This is a genomic window from Mesorhizobium sp. WSM3224 (genome assembly GCF_000427725.1).
GTDB lineage: Bacteria > Pseudomonadota > Alphaproteobacteria > Rhizobiales > Rhizobiaceae > Mesorhizobium.
On sequence record NZ_ATYO01000019.1, the window covers coordinates 95,714 to 122,179 of the forward strand.

General features: G+C 64.2%; 21 protein-coding genes. 10 read left to right on the forward strand and 11 right to left on the reverse strand.

The features are described 5' to 3' along the window. The first annotated feature begins 45 nt into the window (after nucleotides 1–45). Both YU3_RS0124750 and YU3_RS0124755 read left to right on the forward strand, forming a co-directional pair. A complete protein-coding gene (locus tag YU3_RS0124750) occupies nucleotides 46–843 on the forward strand; it encodes an ATP-binding cassette domain-containing protein (RefSeq protein WP_027168748.1) in 798 nt (265 codons plus the stop codon). After that, nucleotides 840–1,889: an ABC transporter permease gene (locus YU3_RS0124755; RefSeq protein ID WP_027168749.1), complete on the forward strand. Its 1,050-nt coding sequence runs from the start codon at nucleotides 840–842 to the stop codon at nucleotides 1,887–1,889. The genes YU3_RS0124750 and YU3_RS0124755 overlap by 4 nt, the downstream gene beginning before the upstream one ends. 8 nt (nucleotides 1,890–1,897) lie before the next feature. Here YU3_RS0124755 and YU3_RS0124760 read toward each other — a convergent pair whose 3' ends face one another. Continuing rightward, a complete protein-coding gene (locus YU3_RS0124760) occupies nucleotides 1,898–4,597 on the reverse strand; it encodes a UvrD-helicase domain-containing protein (protein WP_027168750.1) in 2,700 nt (899 codons plus the stop codon). 263 nt (nucleotides 4,598–4,860) lie between these two features. On the opposite strand from YU3_RS0124760, the gene YU3_RS0124765 reads away from it, so the two are divergent. Beyond that, entirely contained in the window at nucleotides 4,861–7,176 is a 2,316-nt protein-coding gene (locus YU3_RS0124765; protein ID WP_027168751.1) for a glucose/quinate/shikimate family membrane-bound PQQ-dependent dehydrogenase, read from the forward strand. Nucleotides 7,177–7,390: 214 nt separating this feature from the next. Here the strand turns inward: YU3_RS0124765 and YU3_RS37430 are convergent, their stop codons facing one another. After that, the gene (locus YU3_RS37430; protein WP_036259459.1) at nucleotides 7,391–9,454 is read right to left on the reverse strand and encodes a bifunctional diguanylate cyclase/phosphodiesterase; all 2,064 of its coding nucleotides are present in this window, start codon (nucleotides 9,452–9,454) and stop codon (nucleotides 7,391–7,393) included. A gap of 597 nt (nucleotides 9,455–10,051) precedes the next feature. On the opposite strand from YU3_RS37430, the gene YU3_RS0124775 reads away from it, so the two are divergent. Continuing rightward, nucleotides 10,052–10,969: a dienelactone hydrolase family protein gene (locus tag YU3_RS0124775; RefSeq protein ID WP_084508287.1), complete on the forward strand. Its 918-nt coding sequence runs from the start codon at nucleotides 10,052–10,054 to the stop codon at nucleotides 10,967–10,969. A gap of 9 nt (nucleotides 10,970–10,978) precedes the next feature. Here YU3_RS0124775 and YU3_RS0124780 read toward each other — a convergent pair whose 3' ends face one another. Next, nucleotides 10,979–11,890, reverse strand: coding sequence for a DMT family transporter (locus YU3_RS0124780; RefSeq protein ID WP_027168753.1), 912 nt, complete (start codon nucleotides 11,888–11,890; stop codon nucleotides 10,979–10,981). 88 nt (nucleotides 11,891–11,978) lie between these two features. On the opposite strand from YU3_RS0124780, the gene YU3_RS0124785 reads away from it, so the two are divergent. Then, on the forward strand, nucleotides 11,979–12,455 hold the full coding sequence (locus YU3_RS0124785) for an Lrp/AsnC family transcriptional regulator (protein ID WP_027168754.1): 477 nt from the start codon (nucleotides 11,979–11,981) through the stop codon (nucleotides 12,453–12,455). 32 nt (nucleotides 12,456–12,487) lie between these two features. On the opposite strand, the gene YU3_RS0124790 is transcribed toward YU3_RS0124785, so the two are convergent. Both YU3_RS0124790 and YU3_RS0124795 read right to left on the reverse strand, forming a co-directional pair. Next, nucleotides 12,488–12,685 carry a hypothetical protein gene (locus tag YU3_RS0124790; RefSeq protein ID WP_027168755.1) on the reverse strand — a complete coding sequence of 66 codons (198 nt, stop codon included), beginning with the start codon at nucleotides 12,683–12,685 and terminating at the stop codon, nucleotides 12,488–12,490. A gap of 145 nt (nucleotides 12,686–12,830) precedes the next feature. After that, on the reverse strand, nucleotides 12,831–13,316 hold the full coding sequence (locus tag YU3_RS0124795; protein WP_027168756.1) for a thioesterase family protein: 486 nt from the start codon (nucleotides 13,314–13,316) through the stop codon (nucleotides 12,831–12,833). A gap of 164 nt (nucleotides 13,317–13,480) precedes the next feature. On the opposite strand from YU3_RS0124795, the gene YU3_RS0124800 reads away from it, so the two are divergent. Continuing rightward, on the forward strand, nucleotides 13,481–14,893 hold the full coding sequence (locus tag YU3_RS0124800; protein ID WP_027168757.1) for an FAD-linked oxidase C-terminal domain-containing protein: 1,413 nt from the start codon (nucleotides 13,481–13,483) through the stop codon (nucleotides 14,891–14,893). 167 nt (nucleotides 14,894–15,060) lie between these two features. Further along, nucleotides 15,061–15,429 (forward strand): avidin/streptavidin family protein, encoded by a 369-nt coding sequence (locus YU3_RS0124805; protein WP_027168758.1) that lies wholly within the window; start codon nucleotides 15,061–15,063, stop codon nucleotides 15,427–15,429. Between the two features lie 100 nt (nucleotides 15,430–15,529). On the opposite strand, the gene YU3_RS0124810 is transcribed toward YU3_RS0124805, so the two are convergent. Next, nucleotides 15,530–16,516, reverse strand: coding sequence for a Dyp-type peroxidase (locus YU3_RS0124810; protein ID WP_027168759.1), 987 nt, complete (start codon nucleotides 16,514–16,516; stop codon nucleotides 15,530–15,532). Nucleotides 16,517–16,717: 201 nt separating this feature from the next. On the opposite strand from YU3_RS0124810, the gene YU3_RS0124820 reads away from it, so the two are divergent. Further along, entirely contained in the window at nucleotides 16,718–20,707 is a 3,990-nt protein-coding gene (locus YU3_RS0124820) for an AsmA family protein (RefSeq protein WP_027168760.1), read from the forward strand. A gap of 37 nt (nucleotides 20,708–20,744) precedes the next feature. On the opposite strand, the gene YU3_RS0124825 is transcribed toward YU3_RS0124820, so the two are convergent. Further along, the gene (locus YU3_RS0124825; protein WP_027168761.1) at nucleotides 20,745–21,173 is read right to left on the reverse strand and encodes a helix-turn-helix domain-containing protein; all 429 of its coding nucleotides are present in this window, start codon (nucleotides 21,171–21,173) and stop codon (nucleotides 20,745–20,747) included. Between the two features lie 169 nt (nucleotides 21,174–21,342). On the opposite strand from YU3_RS0124825, the gene YU3_RS0124830 reads away from it, so the two are divergent. Then, the gene (locus tag YU3_RS0124830) at nucleotides 21,343–23,148 is read left to right on the forward strand and encodes a chloride channel protein (RefSeq protein WP_027168762.1); all 1,806 of its coding nucleotides are present in this window, start codon (nucleotides 21,343–21,345) and stop codon (nucleotides 23,146–23,148) included. A gap of 97 nt (nucleotides 23,149–23,245) precedes the next feature. On the opposite strand, the gene YU3_RS0124835 is transcribed toward YU3_RS0124830, so the two are convergent. From YU3_RS0124835 to YU3_RS0124850, 4 genes are all read right to left on the reverse strand, one after another. Next, complete coding sequence (locus YU3_RS0124835; protein WP_027168763.1) at nucleotides 23,246–23,473, reverse strand: ribbon-helix-helix domain-containing protein; 228 nt, start codon at nucleotides 23,471–23,473, stop codon at nucleotides 23,246–23,248. A 10-nt stretch (nucleotides 23,474–23,483) separates the two neighbouring features. Next, nucleotides 23,484–23,681 carry a DUF4169 family protein gene (locus YU3_RS0124840; protein WP_027168764.1) on the reverse strand — a complete coding sequence of 66 codons (198 nt, stop codon included), beginning with the start codon at nucleotides 23,679–23,681 and terminating at the stop codon, nucleotides 23,484–23,486. 9 nt (nucleotides 23,682–23,690) lie between these two features. Beyond that, the gene (locus tag YU3_RS0124845) at nucleotides 23,691–24,224 is read right to left on the reverse strand and encodes an SspB family protein (RefSeq protein WP_027168765.1); all 534 of its coding nucleotides are present in this window, start codon (nucleotides 24,222–24,224) and stop codon (nucleotides 23,691–23,693) included. 116 nt (nucleotides 24,225–24,340) lie between these two features. Then, nucleotides 24,341–25,024, reverse strand: a complete 684-nt coding sequence (locus YU3_RS0124850) for a TetR/AcrR family transcriptional regulator (protein WP_027168766.1) — start codon at nucleotides 25,022–25,024, stop codon at nucleotides 24,341–24,343. Nucleotides 25,025–25,234: 210 nt separating this feature from the next. Here YU3_RS0124850 and YU3_RS0124855 point away from each other — a divergent pair, with 210 nt between their 5' ends. Next, on the forward strand, nucleotides 25,235–26,440 hold the full coding sequence (locus YU3_RS0124855) for a multidrug effflux MFS transporter (protein WP_027168767.1): 1,206 nt from the start codon (nucleotides 25,235–25,237) through the stop codon (nucleotides 26,438–26,440). The last annotated feature ends 26 nt before the right edge of the window (nucleotides 26,441–26,466 follow it).

Genomic DNA, 26,466 nt, shown 5'->3' on the forward strand with positions numbered 1-26,466 from the left:
GGACCGCCGGAAAGGGCCGGCAAGCGACAATCAAGCGAGGATCCGATGGCCGAACGCATCATCGAACTGCGCGACATCAAGAAGTCCTATGGCCAGGTCTATGCGCTGGGCGGGGTCGATCTCAGCGTCGACCGCGGCGAGGTAGTCGGCCTGATCGGTGACAATGGCGCCGGCAAATCGACGCTGATCAAGATCCTGTCGGGCGTCGTCAGGCCGACCAGCGGCGACATTCTGGTGCGCGGCCAGCCGGTGACCGGATGGAGTGCGGCGCGCTCGCGCGACGCCGGCATCGAGACGGTGTTCCAGGACCGGGCGCTGGCGGTGCAGCAGACCATCGTGCGCAACATCTTCATGGGCCGCGAACTCACCGGCTTCATGGGCTTTCTGAAGGTCAACAAGGAGATCGAGGAGGCGAGGCGGCTGATGCGCGAGATCGGCTTCACCTCGAAGGTGTTCACGCCGCATTCGATCGTCGGCCAGCTTTCGGGCGGCGAACGCCAGGGCGTGGCGATCGCGCGCGCCATCTACAAGCAGGCGGAACTGATCATCCTCGACGAGCCGACGACGGCGCTGTCGCTGACCGAGACCGCCAAGGTCTTCCATTTCGTGCGCCAGGTGCGGGCGAGCGGCCGCTCGATCCTGTTCATCGGCCACAACATCCATCATGTCTTCGACATCGCCGACCGTTTTGTGGTGCTGGACCGCGGCAAGGTGGCGCTGACCACTGATCGGAGCGAGGTCAAGTCGGCGGAGGAGCTCATCAACTTCATGGAAGACGTGGCGCATCCGGGCGGACTGCCCGGACTGCACGATGGCGGCGAGACGGAGCAGAGAGCGCGATGAGCAAGGCCATGGAACCCGATCTGCAAAGCCCTTTCAGCGGTTCAAGCGGCGACACAGTCGGCAAGGAATGGAGGCATCCGTCCGATCACTGGCTGCGCGGCTTCGTCATCGACAACCGTGCCTCGCTCGGCACGCTCGCCGTGTTCATCGTCATGATGGCGGTGTTCATGATCGCCAACCCGACCGTGTTCACCACCTGGTATCTCTACAGCTCCGTGCTGACGACGCTGCCGGTGGCGCTTTTCGTGGTGGTACCGCTGGTCTTCGTCGTCACCTGCGGCGAGATCGACCTGTCGTTTCCGGCGACGATGGGTTTTGCTTCCTGGGTGTTCGCGCTGGTGGTGCAGGCTGGCTACGATCCGTTCCTCGGCATTGCCGCGGCACTGGTCACCGGCGTGCTGCTCGGCTTCCTCGTCGGGTCGCTGGTCGTCTATGGCGGGCTGTCGTCGCTGATCGCCACGCTCGGCATGAATTTCCTGCTGCGCGGCCTGATCCAGATCATCAATGAGGGCAGGTCGATGGCGCTGACCGGCCTTGCCGACAGCTCGGCCTACAAGATCTTCTCCAGCCAGGTCTACGGCATCCCGGTGCAGATATTCTGGGCCATCGCCTTCGTGGTGCTGTCGGCGATGCTCTACAACCGCCACCGCTTTGGCGCGCAGGTCAAGGTGGTCGGCGACAATCCCGACAGCGCCAAGCAGATGGGCATCGACGTCAAATGGGTGCGGGTGAAAGTGTTCGTCTTCGTCGGCATCGGGGCCGCGATCGCCGGCACATTCTCGGTGATGATCAACTTCACCTGGTGGCCGACGGCCGGCGACGGCTACCTGCTGCCGGTGCTGGCCTCGGTGTTCGTCGGCGGCACCCCGACCTGGGGCGGCATCGGCACGGTAGCCGGCGGCGCCATCGGCGCGGTCACGGTGTCGTTCATCCAGACCGGCGTCGTCGCGGCGGGCCTCAGCGGCTTCTACGTGCAGTTCTTCAACGGGCTGATCATCATCCTGTCGCTGCTCGGCCACAAATGGAACCAGGCGCGGTATCGGTAAGGGACTGCTCAAACGCCGGTGACAAACCCGTCCAGCACGCGTTTCTGGCCGGCCTTGTCGAAGTCGATGGTGAGCTTGTTGCCTTCGATGGCCGAGATGTTGCCGTTGCCGAATTTCTGGTGGAAGACGCGGTCGCCGACGTTGAAGGCGGACGGCGTGTCGGCGACGGATTTGGCGACCAGTTCGCCGTCGATGGTGCGGCCCTTGACCGAGGTGCGGCCGGCGCCATAGCCGCTGTCAGTCTCGCCATAGCCAATGCGCTCGACCTGGTGGCCGGAGCGCGTGCCCCAGTTGCGGTCGGTCGCCTCGGTGCGGTTGGCCTGCGCGCGTTGCCAGCCAGGCGTCGCATAGGTGCTGGAGAAGCTGCCCTGGTCCTTGGCGCCGATATTGTCGAAGCGCGAGGTGCCATACGGGTTCTGGCGGCCGCCACCGCGTCCTGATGCAAAAGCGCCGCCGCCATAGGGATTGCCGTAGCCGCCGTAGCTATTGCCGCTATCGGCGACTTCGACATGGGTTTCCGGCAGTTCGTCGAGGAAACGCGACGGGATCGTCGATTGCCACAATCCGTGGATCTGGCGGTTGGAGACGAACCAGATGTGCAGGTTCTTTTTCGCCCGCGTCAGGCCGACATAGGCGAGCCGCCGCTCTTCCTCCAGCCCGGAGCGGCCGCCTTCGTCGAGCGCGCGCTGATGAGGAAAGAGACCTTCCTCCCAGCCGGGGAGAAAAACGGTTTCGAATTCGAGGCCCTTGGCGGAATGCAGCGTCATGATCGAGACGGCGTCTTGCCCGGCATTCTGCTCGGCATCCATGACCAGCGCCACATGCTCGAGGAAGGAGCGCAGCGACTCGTACTCCTCCATCGAGCGAATCAATTCCTTGAGGTTTTCCAACCGTCCCGGCGCTTCGGCAGAGCGGTCGTTCTTCCACATGTCGGTATAGCCGCTCTCTTCCAGGATGGTCTCGGCGAGCTCGGTATGCGGTGTGGTTTCCAGCGCCTTCTGCCAGCGTTCGAAATTGGCGGCGACCTCGCGCAAGGCGGCGCGCGGCTTGGGTTTCAGTTCGTCGCTTTCGGCGAGCGTGGCGGCCGCCTCCAGCATCGGGATGCGCATGGCGCGCGCCGTGTCGTGGATCTGGCGGATGGTGGCTTCGCCGAGGCCGCGCTTCGGGGTGTTGACGATGCGCTCGAAGGCAAGATCGTCGCCGCTGTTGGCGACGACGCGGAAGAAGGCCAGCGCGTCGCGGATTTCCAGGCGCTCGTAGAAGCGCGGGCCGCCGATGACGCGGTAATTCAGGCCCAGGGTGATGAAGCGGTCTTCGAAGGCGCGCATCTGGAAGGAGGCGCGGACCAGGATCGCCATGTCGGTTAGATTGTGCCGATTCCCTTGTTTATCGGGGCGCTGATAGGCCTCGATGACGTCGCCGATGGCGCGCGCTTCTTCCTCCGAGTCCCAGGCGGCATGGACATGCACCTTGTCATCCTCGGGGTCGTTGCGGTCGGTGAACAGGGTCTTGCCGAAGCGGCCTTCATTGTGGGCGATAAGGTGGGAGGCGGCGCCGAGAATATGCGCGGTGGAGCGGTAATTGCGCTCCAGGCGGATGATGGTGGCGCCCGGGAAATCCTTGTCGAAGCGCAGGATGTTGTCGACCTCGGCGCCGCGCCAGCCATAGATCGACTGGTCGTCGTCGCCGACGCAGCAGATGTTTACGGCGGCGCGGGTTTCGGCTGAAGAGCGCCCAATCTCCCCCCTTGAGGGGGAGATGTCGGCGGAGCCGACAGAGGGGGGTGGTGCCCCACCGGCCTGTCGGCGCGAGGCGCCCCCCTCTGTCCTGCCGGACATCTCCCCCTCAAGGGGGGAGATCGGCTTGCCTCCAGGCCGCTGCGCCAAGAGCCGCAGCCACATGTACTGCGCGGTGTTGGTGTCCTGGTACTCGTCGACCAGTATGTATTTGAAGCGCTTGTGGTATTCCTTCAGCACGTCCGGGTAGGCGCGGAAGATGCGGATGGGATGACAGAGCAGGTCGCCGAAATCGCAGGAATTCAGCGTCTGCAGCCGTTCCTGATAGGCCTTGTAGAGCTGGCGGCCCTTGCCGTTGCCGAAGCTGCGCGCGTCGCCCTCGGCAATCTCGTCAGGCCCGAGGCCCTTGTTCTTCCAACTGTCGATCATCTGGGCGAAGGTCTTGGCCGGCCAGCGCTTGTCGTCCAGCCCTTCGGCCTGGATCAGCTGCTTGATCAGCCGCACCACGTCGTCGGTGTCGAGGATGGTGAAATCCGACTTCAGCCCGGCAAGCTCGGCGTGGCGGCGAAGCAGCTTGACGCCGATCGAGTGGAAGGTGCCCAGCCACGGCATGCCCTCGACATTGCCTTCGCCGATCAGGATGCCGATGCGCTGCTTCATCTCGCGCGCGGCCTTGTTGGTGAAGGTGACGGCGAGAATCTGCGAGGGGAAGGCCCTGCCGGTGGCAAGGATGTGGGCGATGCGGGTGGTGAGCACCCGCGTCTTGCCGGTGCCGGCGCCGGCCAGCACCAGAACCGGGCCTTCGGTGGTTTCGACGGCGAGCCGCTGCTCCGGGTTCAGGCCCTTCAGATAATCGGGCGCGCTGTGCTGGCCGCTGCGCGCCGCCATGGCACGCGCAGCTATGCCGGACGGGGCCGCGGGCCGCGCATTCGGTTCATCGAAAAAAGGCATGTCCTCGGAAAAGCCCGACATCTCCCCCGAATGTAGTGATTCGGGAGCGAAAGACCAGAACTGTCTACGTTTTGTTCTAGTTTCGCGTGTCTGGCTCCAACTTGACAGCCGGAGCGGGTGAGGGAAAGCTGCCGACAGGGCAGGGACGGCATGACGTCTCTAAAGCCGCTAGACCAGGACGCATCCTGGTCTGACTCTATTTGGAGCATGATCTTTTCCGAAAACCGATTCCCACTTTTCGGGATCATGCTCTGGAAGCGCGCAACAGTCGAAGGAGCACCGTCTTGGCTGTCACCATCACCTCCCTCGTCCTCTTCCTCATCGGCCTGGTTCTCGGCGGCGGCGGCATCTGGCTCGCCGTGCTGGGCGGCAGCTGGTACTACCTGATCGCCGGCCTGGTCTTCCTGGTCACGGCCTGGCTGCTTTTCAGGCGCAGGTCGACATCGCTGTGGCTCTATGCCTTGTTCGTGCTCGCCACTTTGTGCTGGGCGGTCTGGGAAATCGGCTTCGACTGGTGGCAGCTCGGCCCGCGCGGCGGCGTCATCGTGCTCATCGCTTTGTGGCTGCTGACGCCATGGGCAAGGCGAGGTCTGAGAGGGCCAGATGGGCGCGCGCCGCTGATCCTGGCCGTACTCGCCTCGCTTGCGGTCGCCTTCTATTCGATGACGGCCGATCCCAAGGATATCAGCGGCACGCTGGGCACGGAAAAGGTGACGACGGCGGCAAATCTCGGCGGCGACATGCCCGCCGGCGAATGGCACTTCTACGGCCGCACGCCTTTCGGCCAGCGCTATTCGCCGCTCGACCAGATCACGCCCGACAATGTCGCCAAATTGCAACCGGCCTGGACCTACCGCACCGGCGATATCAAAGGCCCCGACGATATCGGCGAGACGACCTATCAGGTGACGCCGCTGAAGATCGGCGATGCGCTGTTCATCTGCACGCCGCATAATTTCGCCATCGCCATAGATGCGGCGACCGGCAAGGAGAAATGGCGATACGACCCGAAGATCAAGCTCGACCCCGACCGCCAGCACCAGACCTGCCGCGGCGTGTCCTACTATGCCGACGCCAAGATCGCCGCCGGCCAGCCTTGCGCCGGGCGCGTCTACTTGCCGACCTCCGACGCCAGGCTGATCGCGCTCGACGCCGCGAACGGGCAGGTGTGTCCGTCCTTTGCCGAAGGCGGCACGCTGAACTTGATGGCCAACATGCCCTATCCGAAGTCCGGCTATTACTATTCGACGTCGGCGCCGCTGATTATTGGCGGCAAGATCATCGTCGGCGGCGCGGTCAACGACAATTATTCGACCGAGGAACCGTCGGGCGTCATCCGCACCTATGACGCTGGGACCGGCGCGCTGTTGTGGAACTGGGATTCCGGCAATCCGGATGTGACGACGCCGCTGCCCGCCGGGCAGAACTACACCCACAACTCACCCAACATGTGGTCAACGGCGAGCGCCGACGAGAAGCTCGGGCTGCTCTATCTGCCATTGGGCAACCAGACGCCGGACCAGCTCGGCACGGGCCGCAGCGCCAATGTCGAGAAATTCTCATCCTCGATCACCGCGCTCGACCTCAACACCGGGCAATTGCGCTGGGTGCGGCAGACCGTGCATCACGATTTGTGGGACATGGACGTGCCGGCGCAGCCGACGCTGGTCGACATCACCACGGCGAGCGGCGTCGTGCAGGCGCTGGTCGGGCCGACCAAGCAGGGTGATCTCTACGTGCTCGACCGACGCACAGGCGAGCCGATCATCCCGGTCAAGGAAGTGCCGGCGCCGGGCGGCGCGATCGAAGGCGATCATGCCTCACCGACGCAGCCGAGCTCCGATCTTTCGTTCAATCCGAAGCCGCTGACCGGCGCCGACATGTGGGGCATCACCATGTTCGACCAGCTGGCGTGCCGGATCGAGCTGAAAAAGCTGCGCTATGAGGGACGCTACACGCCGCCGTCGCTGCAGGGCTCGCTGATCTATCCCGGCAATTTCGGCGTCTTCAACTGGGGCGGCGTCGCGGTCGATCCGGTGCGGCAGGTGATGTTCGGCATGCCGACCTACCTCGCCTTCACGTCCAAGCTCATCCCGCGCGCGGACGTGCCGGCGCCGGGCGACAACACCAAGGGCAGCGAGCAGGGGCTGAACCGCAACGACGGCGCGCCTTACGCGGTGATGATGGGGCCGTTCCTGTCGCCGCTCAGCATTCCCTGCCAGGCGCCGCCCTGGGGCTATGTCGCCGGCGTCGACCTCAAGACCGGAAACATCGCCTACAAGCACCGCAACGGCACCGTCTACGACATGACGCCGCTGCCCTTGCCGCTCAAGGTCGGCGTGCCGGGCATAGGCGGGCCGATGATCACGGGGGGCGGTGTCGCTTTCCTTGGCGCCGCGGTTGACGATTATCTGCGCGCCTATGATCTCACCACCGGCAGGCAGCTCTGGCAGGCGAGGCTGCCGGCGGGCGGACAGTCGACGCCGATGACCTACACGGTCGCCGACGGCCGCCAATTCGTCGTCATCGTCGCCGGCGGCCACGGCTCGGTCGGCACCAAGCCGGGCGACTATGTGATGGCCTACACGCTGCCGAAATAGGTGTGCTGATATTTCAGGTGAGGCCGGCCTGCGAACGGCCAGTTCCTGCGCTTCCGGCCTTTGCCGGCCGAAGCCCTCATGAGTGGCGTGGTGGTTAAATTAAGGCTACGGCCGGCGTAGGCCGGTGCTCACGTACTTTTGGTACGCTCCGCTTCGGTTCTCGGACCTCACCATTCTCGGCTCGGCCTGACCTGAAACTCAACACACCTATCGTCTAGGCCACGGCCTGGCGGACTGGCATTTCGGCGCTGGCGACTTCGCCGCGAGCCGCCAGCGCGAGGATCTCGCCGAAGGGCGCCGGGCGGCCGAGCAGGAAGCCTTGCGCCTCGTTGCAGCCTTCGGCGCGCAGGATCGACAATTGGCTGTGCGTCTCGACGCCCTCGGCCAGCACCGGGATGTGGAGGCTCTGGCCGAGCGCCAGCACGGCGCGGATGATGGCCTTGGCTTGCGGGCTGGTTTCAACCTCGGACATGAACGAGCGGTCGAGCTTGATCTTGTCGAACGGGAAGGACCGCAGCGTCTCCAGCGAGGAATAGCCGGTGCCGAAATCGTCGATGGCGATGGTGACGCCCAGCGCCTTGATCCGCCGCAGGATGTTCAAGGTGCGGATCTTGTCGGCGATGATGGTGGTTTCGGTGATCTCGAGCTCCAGCCGGTTCGGCCGCAGCCCGGTCTCGAGCAGGATCTCGTGGACGAGCTTCGGCAGGTCGCTATGGGCGAACTGGACCGGGGAGAGATTGACCGCGACCTTGTACGGCTGATCCCATGAAGCGGCCTTGGCGCAGGCGGTGCGCAGCACCCACTCGCCGAGCGGCAGGATGAGGCCGCTTTCCTCGGCCAGCGGAATGAACTCGACCGGAGAAATATTGCCCCTGGTCGGATGCTTCCAGCGCAACAGCGCCTCATAGCCGCGTATGTCGCCGGTCGAGATCGAGGTCTGAACCTGGTAGTGCAGGTCGAGCTGTCCATTCTCGACGGCATCGCGCAGATCGTTGGCCAGTGTCCGGTTGGCGCGTACGGCCTCGTCCATGGCCTGCTCATAGAAGCAGACGTTCTGGGTTATGTTCGCCTTGGCGCGATACATCGCCAGGTCGGCATTGTTGACCAGCGTTTCGCGGTTGTGCGCGTCGTTGGGATAAAGGGCGACGCCAAGGCTGGCGCCGGTGGCGGTTTCGACGTCGGCGAACCTGACCGGCGCGAACAGCGCCGCTTCAAGGCGCGAAATGAAATCGACAAGGTCCGACTGGCTCTTGACGCGCTTGACGCCGGCGAACTCGTCGCCGCCGAGGCGCGCGACGAACTCGCCTTCCTGCAGCAGAGCGCTCATGCGATCGGCCAGGATCTTCAGGGTCTGGTCGCCGGCGCCGTGCCCCCAGATATCGTTGATCTCCTTGAACCGGTCGAGATCGATGCCGACGATCGCCACCTTGCCGCCGAGCTCGCGGGCGCGGTCGATCTCGCGGTCGAGATGGTCGTTGAAGTTCGCCCGGTTGGGCAGGCCGGTCAGCGTGTCGTTCATGGCCAGGTGATGCAGGCGTTGAAAGGCTTCGGAGCGCGTCCGGTCGTCGATCAGATAGCTGGCAAGGCCGGTGCCGATGATGATCAGGCCGGCAACGGCGACGCCGAGCGCCATGGCGTGCAACGCCAGGGTATCGGTGTCGGTGCCGTGCGTTGCCAGCGGCGTCACCTGCACCGCCGCCATGGCGGTGAAATGCAGGCTGACGATGGCAAGCACCAGAATGACCGCGCCCCAATAGTTGCGGCCGGATATCTTCTCGTTCAAGGCGACGCTGACGGCGAGGCAGGCAAACACCACGGAAAGCAGGACAGAGGCAACGATATAGGCAGCGTTCCATTCGACGATGCCATCTACATGATAGGCCGCCATGCCCGTGTAGTGCATACCGGAGATCGCGAGGCCGACGATGACGCCTCCGACGATCGGGGCAATGCGCGGGGCGTGGGTCGTCGCCGTGATGAAGCCGGCGGCGGTGCCGGTGATGGCGATGAACAGCGAGGCGATCGTCAGCACCGGATCGAAGGCAATCGGGGCGCCAGGATCATAGGCCAGCATGGCGATGAAATGCGTGCACCAGATGGATGATCCCGCGCAGACCGAAGTCAGGAAATGCCAGCCGACCTGCTGCAGGCCCTTGGCTTCATGCGCACGCAGGAAAAGCCTGATGGTCGCCCAGGAGCCGGCGCTGCAGACCAGCGCGGCGACCAGCACGAGCCATAGATTGTGATCGACTGTCACGCAGGAGATGACGCGCATCATGGCCGGGTAGCCTCTTAGTTCTGGGAGGGCGCCGGCCTTCTTCCCTCGTCATATCCCTCCGCCCAGGCGTCCGTCAGTGCGAACGACCGATTTGCCTGTCGGGCGAGGGGTTTTGACGCAGGCGATAAAAGGCAGCCGCCCCCAAAATGCGGATACCGATAGTTCCATCAGCACAATCTGATGCAACCTATAATGGGTGGTTAATCGCAATTAATGGACGCCACGAAGTTCTGGGGAATGGTTTCCGGAATATGTATGACAGCTCCCTGGGGCGCATAATATCGATATTCTTGTCTGTTTTGCCGCCGGGATGGGGATCGAGGGGTCCCTTCGTTCACGTACGAAGATCGCCGCTCGGAAGGCCCCGGCATGTGGTCCTCAGTCAGGGCAGCGCGCTCGTCCGGCGTAACCGGCGCGGGGCCGATAGCGGAGCAAGCATGTGCTGGTCGAAGAATGGCTTCGGCCTGCCTAGCCCAGCGCAACCACCAGCCGGGATGGGCGAGCCGCAGCTCCCCGGATCGTCATCCGGGCGTGACTGGACCGTGCAGATCCCGACCCTATCTTGCGGATCACCGTGCCGATCGTCGAGGAGAAGCCATGACCGAACCCGTTGCCAAGCCCGTCATCACTCGGCTCGTCATCACTCGGCCTGTCATTACTCAGGCGATGATCGATGCCTATGACGAATATACGCATCTGACGCTCGACCGGCGCCGCTTCATGGAGCAACTGACGAAGCTGGCGGGCTCGGGCGCCGCGGCGGCCGCGATCGTGCCGATGCTGGCGGCCAATTCCGCCCAGGCAGCGATCGTCGCCGAGGACGACAGCCGGGTGAAGGGCGAGGACATCACCTATCCCGGCTCAAGCGGCGCGATGAAGGGCTATCTGGTGAAGCCGGCCGATCGGTCAGGCAAGCTCGGCGCCGTCATCGTCATCCACGAGAACAGGGGCCTCAACCCGCATATCCGCGATGTTGCCCGGCGCGTGGCGCTGGAAGGCTTCGCCGCGTTGGCGCCGGACTTCCTGTCGCCGCTTGGCGGCACGCCGTCCGACGAGGACAAGGCGCGCGACATGTTCACCAAGCTCGATGCTGCCCAGGTCGCGGCCGACGGCGTGGCGACCGTCGCGTACCTCAAGAGCCTCAAGGACGGCAACGGCAAGGTCGGCGCGGTCGGCTTCTGCTGGGGCGGCGGTGCGGTGAACCAACTTGCCGTCCATGCGCCCGATCTCGCCGCCGGCGTCGCCTATTACGGCATGCAGCCCAAGGCCGAGGACGTTCCCAAGATCAAGGCGGCGCTGCTTCTGCACTATGCCGGGCTGGACGAGCGCATCGACGCCGGCATCGATGCCTACAAGAAGGCGCTCGACGCCGCGCATGTCGAATACACGGTCTACGTCTATGAGGGCGTCAACCACGCCTTCAACAACGACACCTCGGCCGCGCGCTACGACAAGAAAGCCGCCGATCTTGCCTGGGCCCGGACGATCGCTTTCTTGAAAGCGAAGCTCGCATAATCGAGCAGTTCAGGCATTTGCCGCGGGCTTGTGGAAGGCGACGCCGGCGATCACCAGCGCGATGCCCAGGCAGCCGCTGACGCCCGGCACCTGGCGCAGCACGATGACGCCGATGAGCGTTGCCGTGAGCGGCAGGAGCGACAGCATCAGCGCGAAGCTCGCGCGCGGCAGCCGCGCCATGGCGAGCTGGTCGCAGATATAAGGGATGACCGAGGAGCAGACGCCGACGCCGATCGCGGCGATGAGCAGTTGCGGCGACGAGAAGGCCGGCAATGCCTCGCGGAAGCCGATGGGCAACACGATCAGGAACGCGATCACCATGGCGGTGCCTAGGCCGGCAATGCCGATGCCGGCCTGGGCGACGCGGTGGCCGATGACGATGTAGCCGACGAACAGGGCGCCATTCAAAAAGGCCCAGAACAGGCCGACGGGATCGCTCGACCATTTCACGTCGATGAGCAGCAAGGTGCCGATAACGGCAACAGCCAGCGCCGCGACGTTGCGCCGGCTGCGCAGGCCAACCAGCGCGACCGCGATCGTGCCGACGAATTCGATCGCCGCCACCAGCGAGATCGGCAAGCGGTCGAGCGCGAGATAGAACGAGCAGTTCATCACCGCCAGGCAGGCGCCGAAGGCCAGCAGCAGCAGTCGCCGAGCGCGATCGGGGCCGGCGAAAACGCGCCAGGGCCTGGTCAAGGGGGCGAAGACGAGAGCGGCTGTGGCGATGCGCAGCCAAGCCATGCCGAGCACGCCGACCTGGTCGAAAAGCAGCACCGCGAAAGCCGGCCCGAGGTAGTGGAACACGGCGCTGACGCAGAACCAGACATGCGGCGGCAACGCGTTGGCCAACTCGGCGACGGCAGGGCGCGCATGGGCATCACTGGCCTGGCTTGCGGTTGGAATTTGCGTTTGAGTTTTCATGCGAGCATTATCGCAGGTGAAACTCGTGAACTATATGTTTGATGAGCGGCTTGATGGTCTTTTCGCTTTCCAATGGAAGGGATTCAGCTTGAAAAACCTTCGAAATGAAAATGCTGATCTAGACGCCGTGGACCTGAAGATCCTGCGGCTGCTGGAGAAGGACGCGCGCATCAGCACGGCGGAATTGGCGCGCGCGGTCGGGCTGTCGGCGCCGAGCGTGGCGGAGCGCATCCGCAAGCTGCAGGAGAACGGCGTGATCGAGGCCTATACGGTCAGGATCAACCCGGCGGCGCTCGGGCTGAAACTGTCGGCATGGCTCAGAATCAGGCCGGTGCCTGGTCAGCTTTCGGTGGTGGCGGACATCATCCGCGACCTGCCGGAAATAGCGCAATGCGACCGGGTGACCGGCGAGGACTGTTTCATCGCGCTCGCCCATGTCGGCTCGGTGACCGAGCTCGAGCGCGTGATCGACCGGATCATTCCCTATGCGATGACCAACACGGCAATCATCCAGTCATCGCCGATCGAGCCGCGCTCGCCGCTCGGCGGGTTCAGGCAGGGATGACGGGGCAGAAGCGATAAGGCAGCGACGACGAATCAAGCGTGGCCGCGCTTCATGCGCGCCTGCTTCAGAATCGCGCGCCAGCGGATCATGTCGAAGGGGATAGGTTCGTTGTTGTTGGCGATGTGGAAGATCTCGTTGTTGACGTTCTTCAGCGATCGCCAGAAATCATAGTCGGTGATGCGCGGATCGGCCGCCAACCGCTCCACTTCGACCTTGATGTCGGTTTTCATGCACTGTCCTCGCACCGCATTCCGCCAGCCGCCCGCTCGCAAACCCGGTACGGCGGTTTTCGAACGCGCCACTGAGTCGTTCAACGGACTCAAGTGACTTGTTCACGTTAAAACCTTGGTAAGGTTAATGCGGCCGCGCGGGTTTTCAAGCGCTCTTGCGCTTGATGCCGATCGAGCGGCCGGCGCGTTCCGGCATCGGCAGCGCCGCATGAGCGGCGCGCACGGCTTCAATCTTGGCAAGCACATCGGCAGGGAAGGGGGCAACCTTGGGTCCGTCCATGTCGACATGCAGGGACAGCGTTTCGGACGTGGCGGCGAGCCAGCCGTCGACATGGCGGATTTCCTGATAGGTCCTCAACCGCTTGTCGTCATGATCGATGAGCTGGAATGACACCTTGACCGTGTCGTGGAGATGCAGCTCACGCACGTAGCAGACATGGACTTCCGCGGTGTAGACGCTGAGGCGGCGCTCCTTCGTATAGTTTGCGTCCACTCCCATCATTGCGAATGCTTCGTCGGTGCCGCGGTCGAACAGCACGTTGTAATAGGCCATGTTGAGGTGGCCGTTGTAGTCGATCCAGTCCTTCTCGATCGCCAATGGGGCGGAAATGATGGGTGCGGGGATCGTCATGTCGGTTTCCTTGATCGTCGCTGGTCAGGGCGTGGCTGTGAGGTTCTCGTTGTTCTGGCGCAATTGCGGACGGAAAACAGCTTCACACTTTTCTTGGAATTGCTTTAGGCATCATCCATAGCGGCATAACAAGGGTGGCCACTGGTCCATTCGCGGAGGAATTCATGGCTTTGAGCGACCTCAATCCCGTCGAACGCAACGAGGAAGGCATCGCCACGGTGCTCGGCATCCTCAAGCAGCAATTCGGCGAACGTTTTCAGACCGGCGAGGCGATCCGCGGCCAGCATGCGCACACCACCACCTATATTCCGACCCAGGCGCCGGACGGCGTAGCGTTCGTCGAGACGACGGCGGAAGTGCAGGAGATCGTGCGCGCCTGCGCCGACCACCGCGTGCCGGTCATCGCCTTCGGCGTCGGTTCCTCGCTCGAGGGCCACACCAACGCGCCGGGCGGCGGCATCTCCATAGACACCTCGCGCATGAACCGCATCCTGTCCGTCAATCCGCAGGACCTCGATTGCACGGTCGAGCCCGGGGTGACGCGCGAGGACCTCAACCGGCACCTGCGCGACACCGGCCTGTTCTTCCCGATCGATCCCGGCGCCAATGCCTCGCTCGGCGGCATGGCTGCAACCAGGGCTTCGGGCACCAACGCCGTTCGCTATGGCACGATGCGCGAAAACGTGCTGTCGCTGACCGCCGTCATGGCCGACGGCGAAACGGTGACAACGGGCAAGCGGGCGAAGAAAAGCTCGGCCGGCTATGACCTGACGCGGCTTCTCGTCGGCTCCGAAGGCACGCTCGGCATCATCACTTCGCTGACGCTCAGGCTACAAGGCATTCCGCAGGCGATTTCAGGCGGCGTCTGCCCGTTTCCGAGCCTGGAGGCGGCCTGCGACGCGGTGATCGCGACCATCCAGATGGGCATCCCGGTCGCGCGCATCGAGCTGGTCAACGCGCTGCAGATGCGGGCCATGAAGAATTATTCCAAGCTCGACTACCCGGAAAGCCCGTGCCTGTTCGTAGAGTTCCACGGCAGCGACGCGGGTGTGGCCGAACAGGCCGAGACTTTCGGCATGATCGCCGAGGAGCAAGGCGGCGGGCCGTTCCTGTGGACCAGCGTCGCGGAAGAGCGGACGAAGCTCTGGAAGGCGCGGCACGATGCCTACTGGTCGTCGCTGACGCTGCGTCCAGGCGCCAAAGGGCTTTCGACAGATGTCTGCGTGCCGATCTCGCGGCTTGCGGAATGCGTCACCGAGACCGAAGCCGACATCGCCGAGATGGGGCTGGTGGCACCCATCGTCGGCCACGCCGGCGACGGCAATTTCCACGTGCTTGTGCTGATGGATGTCGACAACCCGGATGAGATCGCGCTTGCCGAGAAATTCGTCTCCCGCCTCAACATGCGCGCCATCGCCATGGAAGGCACCTGCACAGGCGAGCACGGCATCGGCCAGGGCAAGGTCGGCTTCCTGCGCCACGAGCTCGGCCATGGCGTCGATGTCATGCGCACGATCAAGCAGGCGCTCGATCCGATGAATATCATGAATCCGGGCAAGATTCTGCCGCGAGACTAGCCAGTCCTTCGACGCGAGGTTCGCCTGCGGCTCGTCTTGGATCTAGCCACCATTCGAGCCGAAATCGGCCGCACTGTGAGGCCTGAAACTGCCCGCACCTTCGGAACCGATTCTCGGCTTTCACGTTGCGGGAACCAACGGATATCGTCAAAGCGGAGCGGCCGCCCATGAACTGGAAAGGCGTGTGGAAGAATCAATACGGGTCCATTGTCAAAATCACTGATGATGCGGACAATCGTATATCGGGATCGTTTCGAACCGCGCTGCCGGATAGCGGCTTCCATCGCCAGGAAATTCCGATTTTGGGCGTCCATCGCGGCGACTGCATCAGTTTTGCCGGCGGCGGGAAAACGGCGGTTGGAGATGCGGTCGTTTCTTACACCGGCCTCCTTCGGGAGGGAAAATTGGAGACGTTGTGGTTTGTGGTCTCGGATGCGGCGATAAAGGCCAGCGGCGAAGGCCAACCTGCGAAAATCGAAAAACTGAATTGGTGGCGCTCGATGTCGACCAGCGCAGACACGTTCCAAAGAAGCTAGTCCCTGGCCTGCCGGACGCCGCTCCCATCATTCGTGCTCGGACCAGCAGCAGATGTCGACTGTGTCTGCAGGCACCAAAAGCGGAAGTAGATCTTCAGCGTTAGCGTGCGGCCGCAGACTTCTCTTGGCCGCCCTTAGCTAGTGTTTGCAGTATGGGCCGCGTCGGCGCGAAGAAAGTCGTGCCGGTATGCGGCGTCGAGAAGTCGAGCAACCGGTCATACGCGCCGTGCGGCTCGCCAACATACATGCGCTGCAGCATTTTCTCGATCACCCACAGATAGCGCGTGTAGCCGATGAAATAGGTTCCGAACTCGTTCTGGCCCGGACGGCCGAACGGCATGTTGTCGCGCAGGATGTCGTATTCGTTGCCGGCGTCGTCCTCGATCGTGGCCAGCGACTTGTGCGATTTGCGCGGCTTGTCGTCGTCATCGATCTCGATGTTGTCGATCTTGGTGCGGCCGATGATTTCTTCCTGGACATGGGTCGGCGTTTTGCCCCAGGCCGCCATATCGTGCAGGTATTTCTGCACCACGACGTAGCTGCCGCCGGCAAAGTCGGCGTCCTCGTCGCCGATCAGGGCGGAGGCAGGCAGGTCGAGGCCGGTCGGATTGGCGGTGCCGTCGACAAAGCCCAGCAGATCGCGGGCGTCGAAATAGCGGAAGCCGGATACCTCGTCGACGACGGTCACGCCGCCGCCCAGGCTGTCCAGCAGGATGCGCTCGAACTCGAAACACATGTCGGGCCGTTCGGCGCGGATGTGGAAGAGCAGATCGCCCGGCGTCGAGGGCGCCGAATGCGCCGGGCCCTTGATCGGCGCGAAGGGTTTCATCTCGCGCGGCCGCCGGCTTGGCGATAGGCGGTTCCAGAGCTCGGCGCCGATGCCGGCGATGCAGGACAGCCGGCCCGACAGGTCGCGGAAGCCGACATTCTTGACGAGGTCGTCAAGTTCGCCGAGCGCCGAAGCGACCTTCGAAAGCGCGGCCTTGTCGCCGCCGACCGTCACGACAAGGAAGATCGCGGCCATCGACAGCGGGGCGTCGACACTCTGCGCGTCGATGGGCACTCTGTCCCAGTTCTTGCCTGACATCGGGAATGCTCCGGGCTGGGTTGAGACGGGCGGCCAAGGACATGACCGCTGGGGCGGAGGTGGTCGAAAAAGATATCGCGACCGCGAGCGGTCGCGCAACAGCCGACATTGCCCGGGACTGCGCCCGCCGCGAATGGAATTGCCTCTTTATCGACACGCGGATGCGGGTAGAGTGCGGCTGACTTTCAACCCGGGAAACAGATGCTCGCCCGCCTGTTCGTGATCTTCGGTGGCCTGTTCGTGCTGGTGCTGTGCGCGGCGCTGGTGGTGCCGTATTTCATCGACTGGACGGGTTACCGGGGCGATTTCGAGCGCGAGGCAAGCACTGTCCTCGGCCGCAAGGTGACGGTGAAGGGCGATGCGACGGCGCGGCTTTTGCCGTTTCCGTCGGTGACCTTCTCGAATGTCGAGGTCGCGGGTGGGCCGGAAGGCCAGCCGGCGATGACGGTGGAGACCTTCTCCATGGATGCGGAGCTTGCGCCGTTCCTGCGCGGCGAGGTGCTGATCTTCGACATGCGGCTGGTGCACCCCAAGGCGACCATAGACGTTGCCGGCGACGGGACGGTTGACTGGGCGATCCGGCCATCATCGCCCTTCGATCCCGGCCAGATCTCGATCGAGCAGCTGACGGTGACCGAGGGGCAGGTCGAACTGCGCCACGAAGCCGGCGGGCGCAGCCATGTGATCTCCGAGATCAACTCGACGATTTCCGCCAAATCGCTCGCCGGCCCCTGGCGCATGGACGGCACGCTGCGCTTCGACGGTTTGCGCACGAACGTCTCGGCCTCGACCGGCAAGGTGGAACCGGACGGCCGGATGCGGCTCAGGCTGAAAGCCGATCCCGATGCCTATCCGCTGATCGTCGAAGCCGACGGCAATGCCGGCATCGTCAAGGGCGCCGCGGTCTATTCCGGCCAGTTCAAGATCTCCGGTGACGACAGGAATTCAGCCGAGCTGCGCGGCAACGACGCCCAGCCGGTCAAGATCAAGACCGGCAAGCCCGACCCCGGCTTCCGGCTCAACGGCAAGTTCGCGCTCGATCACCAGAAGCTCAATGTCGACGAGTTCCGCTTCGAGACCGGGCCACTCGACAATCCCTACACCGCCGACGGCAAGGCATCGGTCGATCTCGGCCTGAAGCCGCATTTCGCGGTCGAGGCCAGCGGCGCGCAGGTCCAGTTCGACGAGGCTGTCGGCGGGGCCGCCGGAGCCGGCTTTACGCTCGACCAGCGCATCGCGGCTTTGGAGCAGACGCTGCAGCACGTGCCGAAGCCGACCATACCAGGCACGATCGAGGTCCGGCTGCCGGCAGTGGTGGCGGGCGACACGACGGTGCGTGACGTACGGCTGTCGGCCGAGCCGGCCGAGGGCGGCTGGTCCGTCAAGTCGCTCGCCGCGACGCTGCCCGGCCGCACGACGCTCGAAGCCAACGGCATGCTGAGCGTCGAGGGCCATTTCGGCTTCGACGGTTCGTTGCTGTTGGCCGTCGGACAGCCTTCCGGTTTTGCCGCCTGGCTGTCGAAGGATGTCGACGAAGCCATCCGCCGGCTGCCCGCGGCAGGTTTCAAGGCCAAGGTCGATCTCAGCGAGAACCGGCAATCCTTCAGCGACCTCGAACTCATCCTCGGCAAGGCGAAATTCTCGGGCGGCATCGATTCCAGCCAGCCGGACGGTGCCAGGCCATCGGTGCTGATGCGGCTGACGGGCGGCGAAATGGACCTGGACGGGCTCGCGGCCTTCGCGTCGATCTTCATCAGCGACAAGGGCGCCAACCGTTTTTCGGATCGTGATCTCGATTTCCAGATCAAGGCAGGTCCGGTCAGCGCGGCCGGGTTCAGCGCCGACAACGTCGACACGGCGCTACGGCTGCGCGAGGGTCTGCTCGAGATCGACCGGCTTTCGGTCGGCGGCCTCGCCGGCGCGTCGATCAGCGCTACCGGCCGGATCAAGGATTTTCCGGACAGCCCGACCGGCAAGCTCAACGCTTCCGTGGTGGCCGTCGACCTCAAGCCGCTGATCGATGTCGCGGCCCAGCATTATCCGGACAATGCCGTGCTCAAAGGCCTGGCCAGCCGCGCGGCGGCCTATCCCGAACTGTTCCAGGATGCGCGCATCGATCTGCTGACCAGCGCCGCCGACAATGGCGACGGCAGCACCGGCCTCGCGCTCTCCGCCCAGGGCAAAGCCGGAGGTTCGGCCTTTTCGGCTTCGCTTTCCGGCAAAGGAGCCGTGGACAAGCTCTCCGAGGCGCCGGTATCGATCACTTTCAATGCCCGCAACGACAATGCCACGACGCTGCTTGCGCTTTACGGCCTGCCGGCGCTGCCGCTCGGCATGCTCGGCAACGCCAACACCGACATCTCGGCGAAAGGCTCGGTTGCCGGCGGCCTCGCGACCAGCTTCAACCTGACGGCCGATGATTTCAGGGCCAGTTTCGCCGGAACCGTCGCCGGGACGGCACAAGGCCCAACCGCCAAAGGCAAGATCAATCTCGACGCCGCCGACATCGAGCCGTGGCTGATGACGACGGGTGTAGGCCTGCCCGGCATGGGAACCGGGACTTCGACGTCGCTGGCGGCCGACGCCGATTTCGGCAACGGGCTTCTGGTGCTGAGCGGTCTCACCGGTTCGATCAACAAGGCGGCGGTGTCCGGCGACGTCAATATCGACGCCAAGGACGGGCTGCCGCATCTCGCCGGGGCGCTGGCGCTCGATGAACTCGACCTCGATCCGCTGGCGGTCTCGCTGTTCGGCGACCAGTCCTTCGCTTCCGCCAAGGGCGGATGGCCGACGACGCCGTTCAGCCAGAAGTCGACCCTGCCGTTCAACGCAGACCTCGATCTCAACACCTCGGCGCTCGCCGTCGGGTCGTTCGCCACCGCGCATGACGCGGCCTTCTCGCTGAAGCTCGATCGCGAAGGCATCCACGTCTCCGATCTCAAGGCCAAGCTTTACGGCGGCGATTTGACCGGCCTGTTCGACCTGAAGAACACGGAGGGCACCGGCCTGTTCTCCGGCCAGATGAGGCTCGCCGGCAGCGACCTTTCCGCGGTCCTGCCCGGTGCCGGAATCGGCGGCGGCGGCGATCTTTCGGCTGCGCTGTCGACCAGCGGCAAATCCGTCGATGCCATGATTGCCGCCCTGTCCGGATCCGGCACCGCAGCACTGAAGGGCTTGAAAGTGGACGGCATCAATCCGGACGGCTTTGCCGCCATCATAGCCAAGGCCGATGCGATCGGACGCGATATCGACACGGCCAAGACAGCGGACTTCGCGCCGCAGATCGCCGGGGAGGGCAGCTTTGCCGCCGGCGACAGCGACACGGATGTTGCCTTCACCGTCGCCAACGGCACGCTGCGGGCGCCGCCGATCAGCCTCGACAATCCCGGGGCGACTTTGTCCGCCGACGTGAGCGCCGATCTCAACACAAGCACCGTCCAGGCAAAGGGCGCGCTGACCTATCGTCCCGGCGACGAGGCGCTGGTCGGCTCAGAGCCGGCCGTCAATTTCAGCCTGGACGGTCCGCTTGGGGCGGCCGCGCCCCAGTTCGACAGCGGTCCGCTGGCGCAGTTCCTTACGCAGCGTGCGCTGGAGAAGGAACAGCAGCGGGTCGAGGCGATGCAGGCGGCCCTCCTGGAGAAGCAGCGGCTGCGGCGCGAAGTGCACTACTATGCGTCGCTGCAGACGGAGCGCGACAAGGCGGCCGAGGCATTGCGCCGGCAAGAGGAAGAGGCGCGCCAGAAGGCCGAGGCCGAAGCCAAGGCCAAAGCCGAGGCGGAAGCGCAGGCACAGGCTGAAGCCGACGCCAAAGCCAAGGCAGACGAAGAGGCGAGGGCCAAGGCGGAAGCCGATGCCAGGGCTCAGGCCGAGGCGGAAGCGCAGGCACAGGCTGAAGCCGACGCCAAAGCCAAGGCGGACGAAGAGGCGAGGGCCAAGGCGGAAGCCGATGCCAGGGCTCAGGCCGAGGCTGAGCAGCGAGCCGCGGACGAGGCGGCCAAGGCGCAGGCCGAGGCCAATCGCAAGAAGGCCGAGCAGGCAAGGCTGGAGGCAGCGCGCAAGGCGGCCGCGCAAACACGGAAGGTCGACCGGTCGCTGCCCGGCGTCAATGATGGTTCGGCCTCAGCGCCGGCGAAGCCCAAGGCCAATCCGTTCACGATCGACAATCTTTTGAAATCGCTCGACGGTGGTTGAGGTTCGTCCGCTGAAAGACGCCGGCGCGTCTCGGCGCTCAGGATTCTCCCCGGCGCGAGAGCAGGCGCTGCAGCATCGGCTCGATGCGCGAAAGCTCGTCGAGATGCGCGGCTGACAATTCGGCCAGGCGCTCGTCGGCAAGCGGGGTGAGGTGCAGCAGCACGCGTCGATGATCGCCCTTATCCTGATCGCGTATAACCAGGCCCGCCTCGGCAAGGCGGTTCACCAGTTCCACCGCGCTGTGGTGGCGGATGCGCAGGCGCTCGGCAAGATCGCCCACCGCCACCGGCCCGCCACCGGGAAATCCCTTGATCGCCAGCAGCGCCTGGTGCTGGCGCGGTGTGAGGCCGGCGTCGTTCGCCTGGACCTGGCTGAATTCGAGAAAGCGGCGGATCAGATAACGGAACTGGGATAGCCGCTGGTAGTCAGCCTGACTGATGGCGGGGCGTGGTTTCGGCGGCGTCATTTCCCGACTTATGGTCCTTTCCTGCAAAAGCTCAACCGGCTGTCGCGGTCCCTGTCCAAAATGACGCGGAGCGGCGGAGAAAACCGTCTTGAACATTTATATCGTATTACGATATTAGGCCACCTGAAACCGGCCGGCCTTTACGCCGCCAGAAAGTTCAGGCTCCGATATGAAATCCGCTCGCGCCGGCAACGGCCATCTTCGCGACTTCACGACCGATCCGCGCGTGCTGCTGATCGCGGCCATCGCCGTGGTGGTGGCGACAGCCGGGCTCTTCGCCGGCATAGTGCTCTTGAAGCTCATCAGGCTTGCCACCAACATAGCCTATTTCGGCCAGTTCACGCTGGCCGAACTGAGGCTCGAGGACACGCCGCTTGGGCTTGCCGCGGTCATCGTGCCGGTGATCGGCGCGTTGATCATCGGATTGATGGCGCGTTTCGGCAGCGAGAAGATCCGCGGCCACGGCATTCCCGAAGCCATCGAGGCGATCCTGTTGGGACGCTCGCGGCTCGACGCCAAGGTCGCCGTGCTGAAGCCGCTGTCGTCGGCGATCTCGATCGGCTCGGGCGGGCCGTTCGGCGCCGAAGGCCCGATCATCATGACCGGCGGCGCCATCGGCTCGCTGATCGCGCAGATGCTGCCGGTCAGCGACAATGAGCGCAAGACGCTGCTGGTGGCGGGTGCGGCGGCCGGCATGACGACCGTGTTCGGAACGCCGATCGCCGCCATCATGCTTGCCGTCGAGCTGCTCCTGTTCGAATGGACGCCGCGCAGCTTCATTCCGGTCGCCGTCGCGGCGATCGTCGCGGAGGTCGAACGCACCCTGCTGCATCTGCCGGGTCCGATCTTTCCGTTCTCCGGGACCATGGAGGCATCGATCGCCGGGTTGGGGGGCTGGGTGCTGATCGGCATTGCCTCGGGGCTTCTTTCTGGCCTGCTGACGCAATTGGTCTATGCCTGCGAGGACGCCTTCTTGAAGCTGCCGATACACTGGATGTGGTGGCCGATGATCGGCGGCCTTGTGGTCGGCATCGGCGGACTGATCGAGCCGCACGCGCTCGGCGTCGGCTACGACAACATCGCCAACATGCTCGACGGCCGCACGGTCGCGACCGCCGCGCTGCTGCTTCTGGTGGTGAAGGCCATCATCTGGTCGGTTGCGCTGGGGTCCGGGACCTCGGGAGGCGTGCTGGCGCCGCTGCTCATCATGGGCGGTGCGATGGGAGCGGTCCTCTCAGGCATCCTGCCCGAAGCGAGCCCCGGCTTCTGGCCACTGCTGGCGATGGCCGCTACCATGGGCGGCACCATGCGCGCGCCGCTGACCGCGACCTTCTTCGCCGCCGAGCTCACCGGCAACACGCATGTCCTTGTGCCGCTGATCGCCGCCTGCGCCACCGCCCATGCCGTTACCGTGCTGTTGATGAAGCGCTCGATCCTGACCGAGAAGGTGGCGCGGCGCGGGCATCACCTCGTTCGCGAATATCGCGTCGATCCTTTCGCCTTGACCAGGGTCAAGGAAGTGATGACGACCAAGGTCGAGAGCGTGCCGGCGACGATGACGCTGCACGGCGCGGCAACGTTCCTGACCGCCCCGGACACGCGGCATCCGAGCTTCCCGGTGATCAACGAAGCGGGACTTGTGCTCGGCGTGATCGATCCGCCGGCGATCCTGCGCTGGCGGCGCGCCGGCATGCACCGCAAGGCCACGCTCGGCGAATTGCTCGCCGGCAGCAAGATCACGCTCGCTTATCCGGATGAATATCTGGAGGCGCTTTCCGACAAGCTGCTGCTTGCCAATGTCTCGCATCTGCCTGTGGTCTCCCGCGAGGATGAACGGCTCATCGGTTATATCGGCTGGAAAGACATGATGCGGGTAAGGTCGAAAAAGCAGGCGGAGGAGCGCGACCGCACTGCCTTGCTCAGCTTCGGCGCGAAGCGCAAGGCGCAACAAAGCGCCAGCGATAGCGTGGTCTAGAGCAATCCAGGAAAGGTGTGAAACGGCTTTCCGTCCGGAATTGTGTAAAAACAAAGGGATAGAGCGGCTCGCCGATTCCGTGAAACGGTGAACCGCTCTACGCCGCGTTGCCGCCACGCTTGGCCCAGGCGAGCACGTAGAGCCTGAGCGCGGACGACAGGTTCGCGTCGCGGGTGCGCGTCTCGTCGATCTCGGCGACCAGGGCCGCGAGCGACAGCGAGCGCTCCGCGGCGATGGCGATGAGATCGTCATAGAAGGGTTGTTCCAGCGAAAAGCTGGTGCGGTGACCGCGGATCGTTACCGAACGTTTTTCGACCGCGGCCATTTGCAGGTGCTCAGCGCTTGTCGGGGTCGTCGGGCTTTTCACGGCGATGGCCCGCCACGAATTGTTTCGCCTTTTCGGATGTCAGCCGGTCACGCTCGCGCTCGGCTTTGGTCCGGCCATGCAGCGCCCGGTTCTCGCCGGCCTGGCGTTCCTTCTCGGTGCGCGCTTTGTGCTTGCGGGCCTGGCGGAGACTGATGACCTCGCCCATGGCGCTGAACTATTTCTTGCGGAAGGCGTCGAGCGAAACGACGTCGGCGCCCTTGCCGCCGGTCTCGGCGACGGCCGGCTTTTTTTCGGCCTCGGCAGCCTTCTTCTTCGTTTCCGACTTCTTTTCCGGCACGACGGCGACCGGTTCGGGCGCCGGAACGACGGCCTCTTCTTCTTCGACACCCTCCGTCTTGACGTCGAATTCGAGTTCGAAATTGACCGACGGATCGTAGAAGCCGCGCACGGCGGAGAAGGGGATTTCGAGCTTTTCGGGAACGTCGGAGAAGGAAAGGCCGACTTCGAAGCCGGCATCCGTCACCTTGAGGTCCCAGTACTGGAACTGGATGACGATGGTCATCTGCTCCGGATAGCGCTCGCGCAGCCTGGACGAGATGCGCACGCCCGGCGCGCCGGTCAGGAAGGTGATGAAGAAATGGTGGTTGCCCGGGAGGCCGGTACGCGCGACTTCGGCCAGGACCTTGCGCATGACGCCGCGCAGGGCCTCCTGGGCCAGAATGTCGTAGCGGATGTGGTCGTCGGCCATGTGATGGTCGGGTTCCGTTGAATCGTCCGCATAGCTGTAATCAAGCTTGGGCGCGGCGTAAACCGCATATAGGCGCAAAGCGCCCAGGCCAAGAGGGGTACCGGCGATTTGATCGCTCAGGCGTGGACGAGCATCGCCTGTTTGCCGGCTGGCAATTTCTTTTTGGCGAAGGCGCTGAGAAAGGTGTGCACGCCGTCGGTGGCGGAGCGCAGAACCTCTTCCTCGGTCGGCGCGCCGCCGAGCATGAAAGTTATCTGAAGCTCGGCATTGACGAGGGCAAGGAATTGACGCGCCGCGACGTCGGGGTCGCCGATCGACAGGTGACCGGCAAAGGCAAGCCGGGCAAAGCGCGCGGCAAGCGCCGACCAGGTGCGGCCCGGGCCTTGTTCGCGCCATTCGGCAAACAGTTCCGGATAACGCCCGCCTTCGGCCTGGATCAGCTTGCGCAGGAAGCGCCCGTCGCGGTTGCAGATGCAGTTGCGGTTCATGCGCACCGCAAAGGCGATCAGATCGGCCTCGAGATTGGCGGGCTGGTCAGGGAAGGTTGCGATGGTGGCGAAGATGCCGGCGTTGCAGCGCTCCGTCAGGTCGCGCACGACGGCGACGAAGAGCTTTTCCTTATCGCCGTGATGGTTGTAGACGGTTTGCCGTGATACGCCGGCCTCGGCCGCGATCAGGTCGATATTGGCGCCGGCGTAGCCCTCCCGGCAGAAGACCGAAGCAGCGGCATCGACCACCGACACGCGCTTGGCCTCATGGCTGCGTGGCGGGAAAATGTCAGGAGAAACGCCGAGCTTCATAAAAATCTATATAGCGGTGATTGACGAATTGGACAAGCCTGTCTAAATTTGTGGACACAACAAAGGGAAGTCCGCGCTAGAGAGTCGAAAAAGTTCGGTCTGAGAAGCCGAATGAATTCACTCTGAATGTAGGATTTCCGCGGAATGGAACGTCCTGGGTTCAGACGCCGGTATTTCGCGGCGGCAACCAGATCCGAAAAGAGCCTTATCATGAGTCCCAAATTCCTCCGCATCGCGGTCGTGCTCGGCTTGTTGTCCGCAATCGGCCCGTTTGCGATCGATATGTATCTCCCCGCGCTGCCTTCGATCGGCCAGGACCTGCATGCCGGCACCGCCGCCGTGCAGATGAGCCTTTTGATCTTCTTCCTGTCGATGGGCTTTGGCCAGATCGTCGTTGGTCCGATCTCCGATATGGTCGGGCGCAAGGTGCCGCTTTACGCAGGCCTGGCGCTGTTCATGGTCGGTGGTGTCGGCTCGGCCATGGCGCCGACCATCGAGTGGCTGATCGCTTTCCGCTTCCTGCAGGGTCTTGGCGCCAGCGCCGGCATGGCGGTGCCGCGCGCCATCGTGCGCGACCTGCACACCGGCAACGAGGCCGCCAAGCTGATGTCGCTGCTGATGCTGGTATTCTCGGTGTCGCCTATCCTGGCGCCGCTGACCGGCAGCCAGATCATCGAGAGCTTTGGCTGGCGCGCCGTGTTCTGGACGGTGACGGGTGCTGCGGCTTTAGCCACCATCCTGTTGGCGACTTCGCTTAAGGAAACGCGGCCGGTTGAAGAGCGCGCCGGCTCCTCCTTCGGCACGGCGCTTGCTGGTTACCGCTTCCTGATGGGCGACCGCAACTTCCTTGGGTTGGTGGCGATCGCGGGCTTCGGCATTGCCAGCTTCTTCGTCTATCTGTCGAGCTCGTCCTTCATCCTGATTGACCATTACGGCCTGTCGCCGTCGGTCTACAGCGTGTTCTTCTCGATCAACGCGGTCGCCTTCATCGGCATGTCGCAGCTGACCGGGCTGCTGGCCGATCGTTTCGGGTTGAAGCGCGTCGTCTGGGTGGCGGTCACCGGCTATGCCACGGTGATGGTGGCGCTATTCGCGATCATGGCGTCCGGCGTCGACCGGCTCGACGTGATGGCGGCGCTGCTCTTCGTCGGCTACGGCTTCCTTGGCCTGGTCATCCCCACCACCTCGGTGCTGGCGATGGAAGAGCATGGCGAGATCGCCGGCACGGCCTCGGCGCTGATGGGCACGCTGCACTTCGCCATCGGCGCGCTGGCCATGGGCGTCGCCGGCATCTTCTTCGACGGCACGCCGCTGCCGATGGTGGCCGGCATCACGCTCTGCGCGGTGATCTCGTTCACGCTGGCCAAGCTCACGCTCGGCCGTTCGCGCGAAGCGGTGGAAGCGCCGGCGGAATAGGACCGCTCTCAAGAAGCGAAAAGGCC

What these genes read in the sequence shown, in the direction of transcription:
- YU3_RS0124850 (WP_027168766.1), bottom strand. Translation starts at nt 25,024, where the DNA reads ATGAAGCTCGGCGTTTCTCCTGACATTTTCCCGCCACGCAGCCATGAG.
- YU3_RS0124820 (WP_027168760.1), top strand. Translation starts at nt 16,718, where the DNA reads ATGCTCGCCCGCCTGTTCGTGATCTTCGGTGGCCTGTTCGTGCTGGTG.
- YU3_RS0124790 (WP_027168755.1), bottom strand. Translation starts at nt 12,685, where the DNA reads ATGAAAACCGACATCAAGGTCGAAGTGGAGCGGTTGGCGGCCGATCCG.
- YU3_RS0124835 (WP_027168763.1), bottom strand. Translation starts at nt 23,473, where the DNA reads ATGGCCGCGGTCGAAAAACGTTCGGTAACGATCCGCGGTCACCGCACC.
- YU3_RS0124755 (WP_027168749.1), top strand. Translation starts at nt 840, where the DNA reads ATGAGCAAGGCCATGGAACCCGATCTGCAAAGCCCTTTCAGCGGTTCA.
- YU3_RS0124825 (WP_027168761.1), bottom strand. Translation starts at nt 21,173, where the DNA reads ATGACGCCGCCGAAACCACGCCCCGCCATCAGTCAGGCTGACTACCAG.
- YU3_RS0124750 (WP_027168748.1), top strand. Translation starts at nt 46, where the DNA reads ATGGCCGAACGCATCATCGAACTGCGCGACATCAAGAAGTCCTATGGC.
- YU3_RS0124805 (WP_027168758.1), top strand. Translation starts at nt 15,061, where the DNA reads ATGAACTGGAAAGGCGTGTGGAAGAATCAATACGGGTCCATTGTCAAA.
- YU3_RS0124840 (WP_027168764.1), bottom strand. Translation starts at nt 23,681, where the DNA reads ATGGGCGAGGTCATCAGTCTCCGCCAGGCCCGCAAGCACAAAGCGCGC.
- YU3_RS0124760 (WP_027168750.1), bottom strand. Translation starts at nt 4,597, where the DNA reads ATGTCGGGCTTTTCCGAGGACATGCCTTTTTTCGATGAACCGAATGCG.
- YU3_RS0124845 (WP_027168765.1), bottom strand. Translation starts at nt 24,224, where the DNA reads ATGGCCGACGACCACATCCGCTACGACATTCTGGCCCAGGAGGCCCTG.
- YU3_RS0124800 (WP_027168757.1), top strand. Translation starts at nt 13,481, where the DNA reads ATGGCTTTGAGCGACCTCAATCCCGTCGAACGCAACGAGGAAGGCATC.
- YU3_RS0124775 (WP_084508287.1), top strand. Translation starts at nt 10,052, where the DNA reads ATGACCGAACCCGTTGCCAAGCCCGTCATCACTCGGCTCGTCATCACT.
- YU3_RS0124830 (WP_027168762.1), top strand. Translation starts at nt 21,343, where the DNA reads ATGAAATCCGCTCGCGCCGGCAACGGCCATCTTCGCGACTTCACGACC.
- YU3_RS37430 (WP_036259459.1), bottom strand. Translation starts at nt 9,454, where the DNA reads ATGATGCGCGTCATCTCCTGCGTGACAGTCGATCACAATCTATGGCTC.
- YU3_RS0124810 (WP_027168759.1), bottom strand. Translation starts at nt 16,516, where the DNA reads ATGTCAGGCAAGAACTGGGACAGAGTGCCCATCGACGCGCAGAGTGTC.
- YU3_RS0124780 (WP_027168753.1), bottom strand. Translation starts at nt 11,890, where the DNA reads ATGAAAACTCAAACGCAAATTCCAACCGCAAGCCAGGCCAGTGATGCC.
- YU3_RS0124795 (WP_027168756.1), bottom strand. Translation starts at nt 13,316, where the DNA reads ATGACGATCCCCGCACCCATCATTTCCGCCCCATTGGCGATCGAGAAG.
- YU3_RS0124855 (WP_027168767.1), top strand. Translation starts at nt 25,235, where the DNA reads ATGAGTCCCAAATTCCTCCGCATCGCGGTCGTGCTCGGCTTGTTGTCC.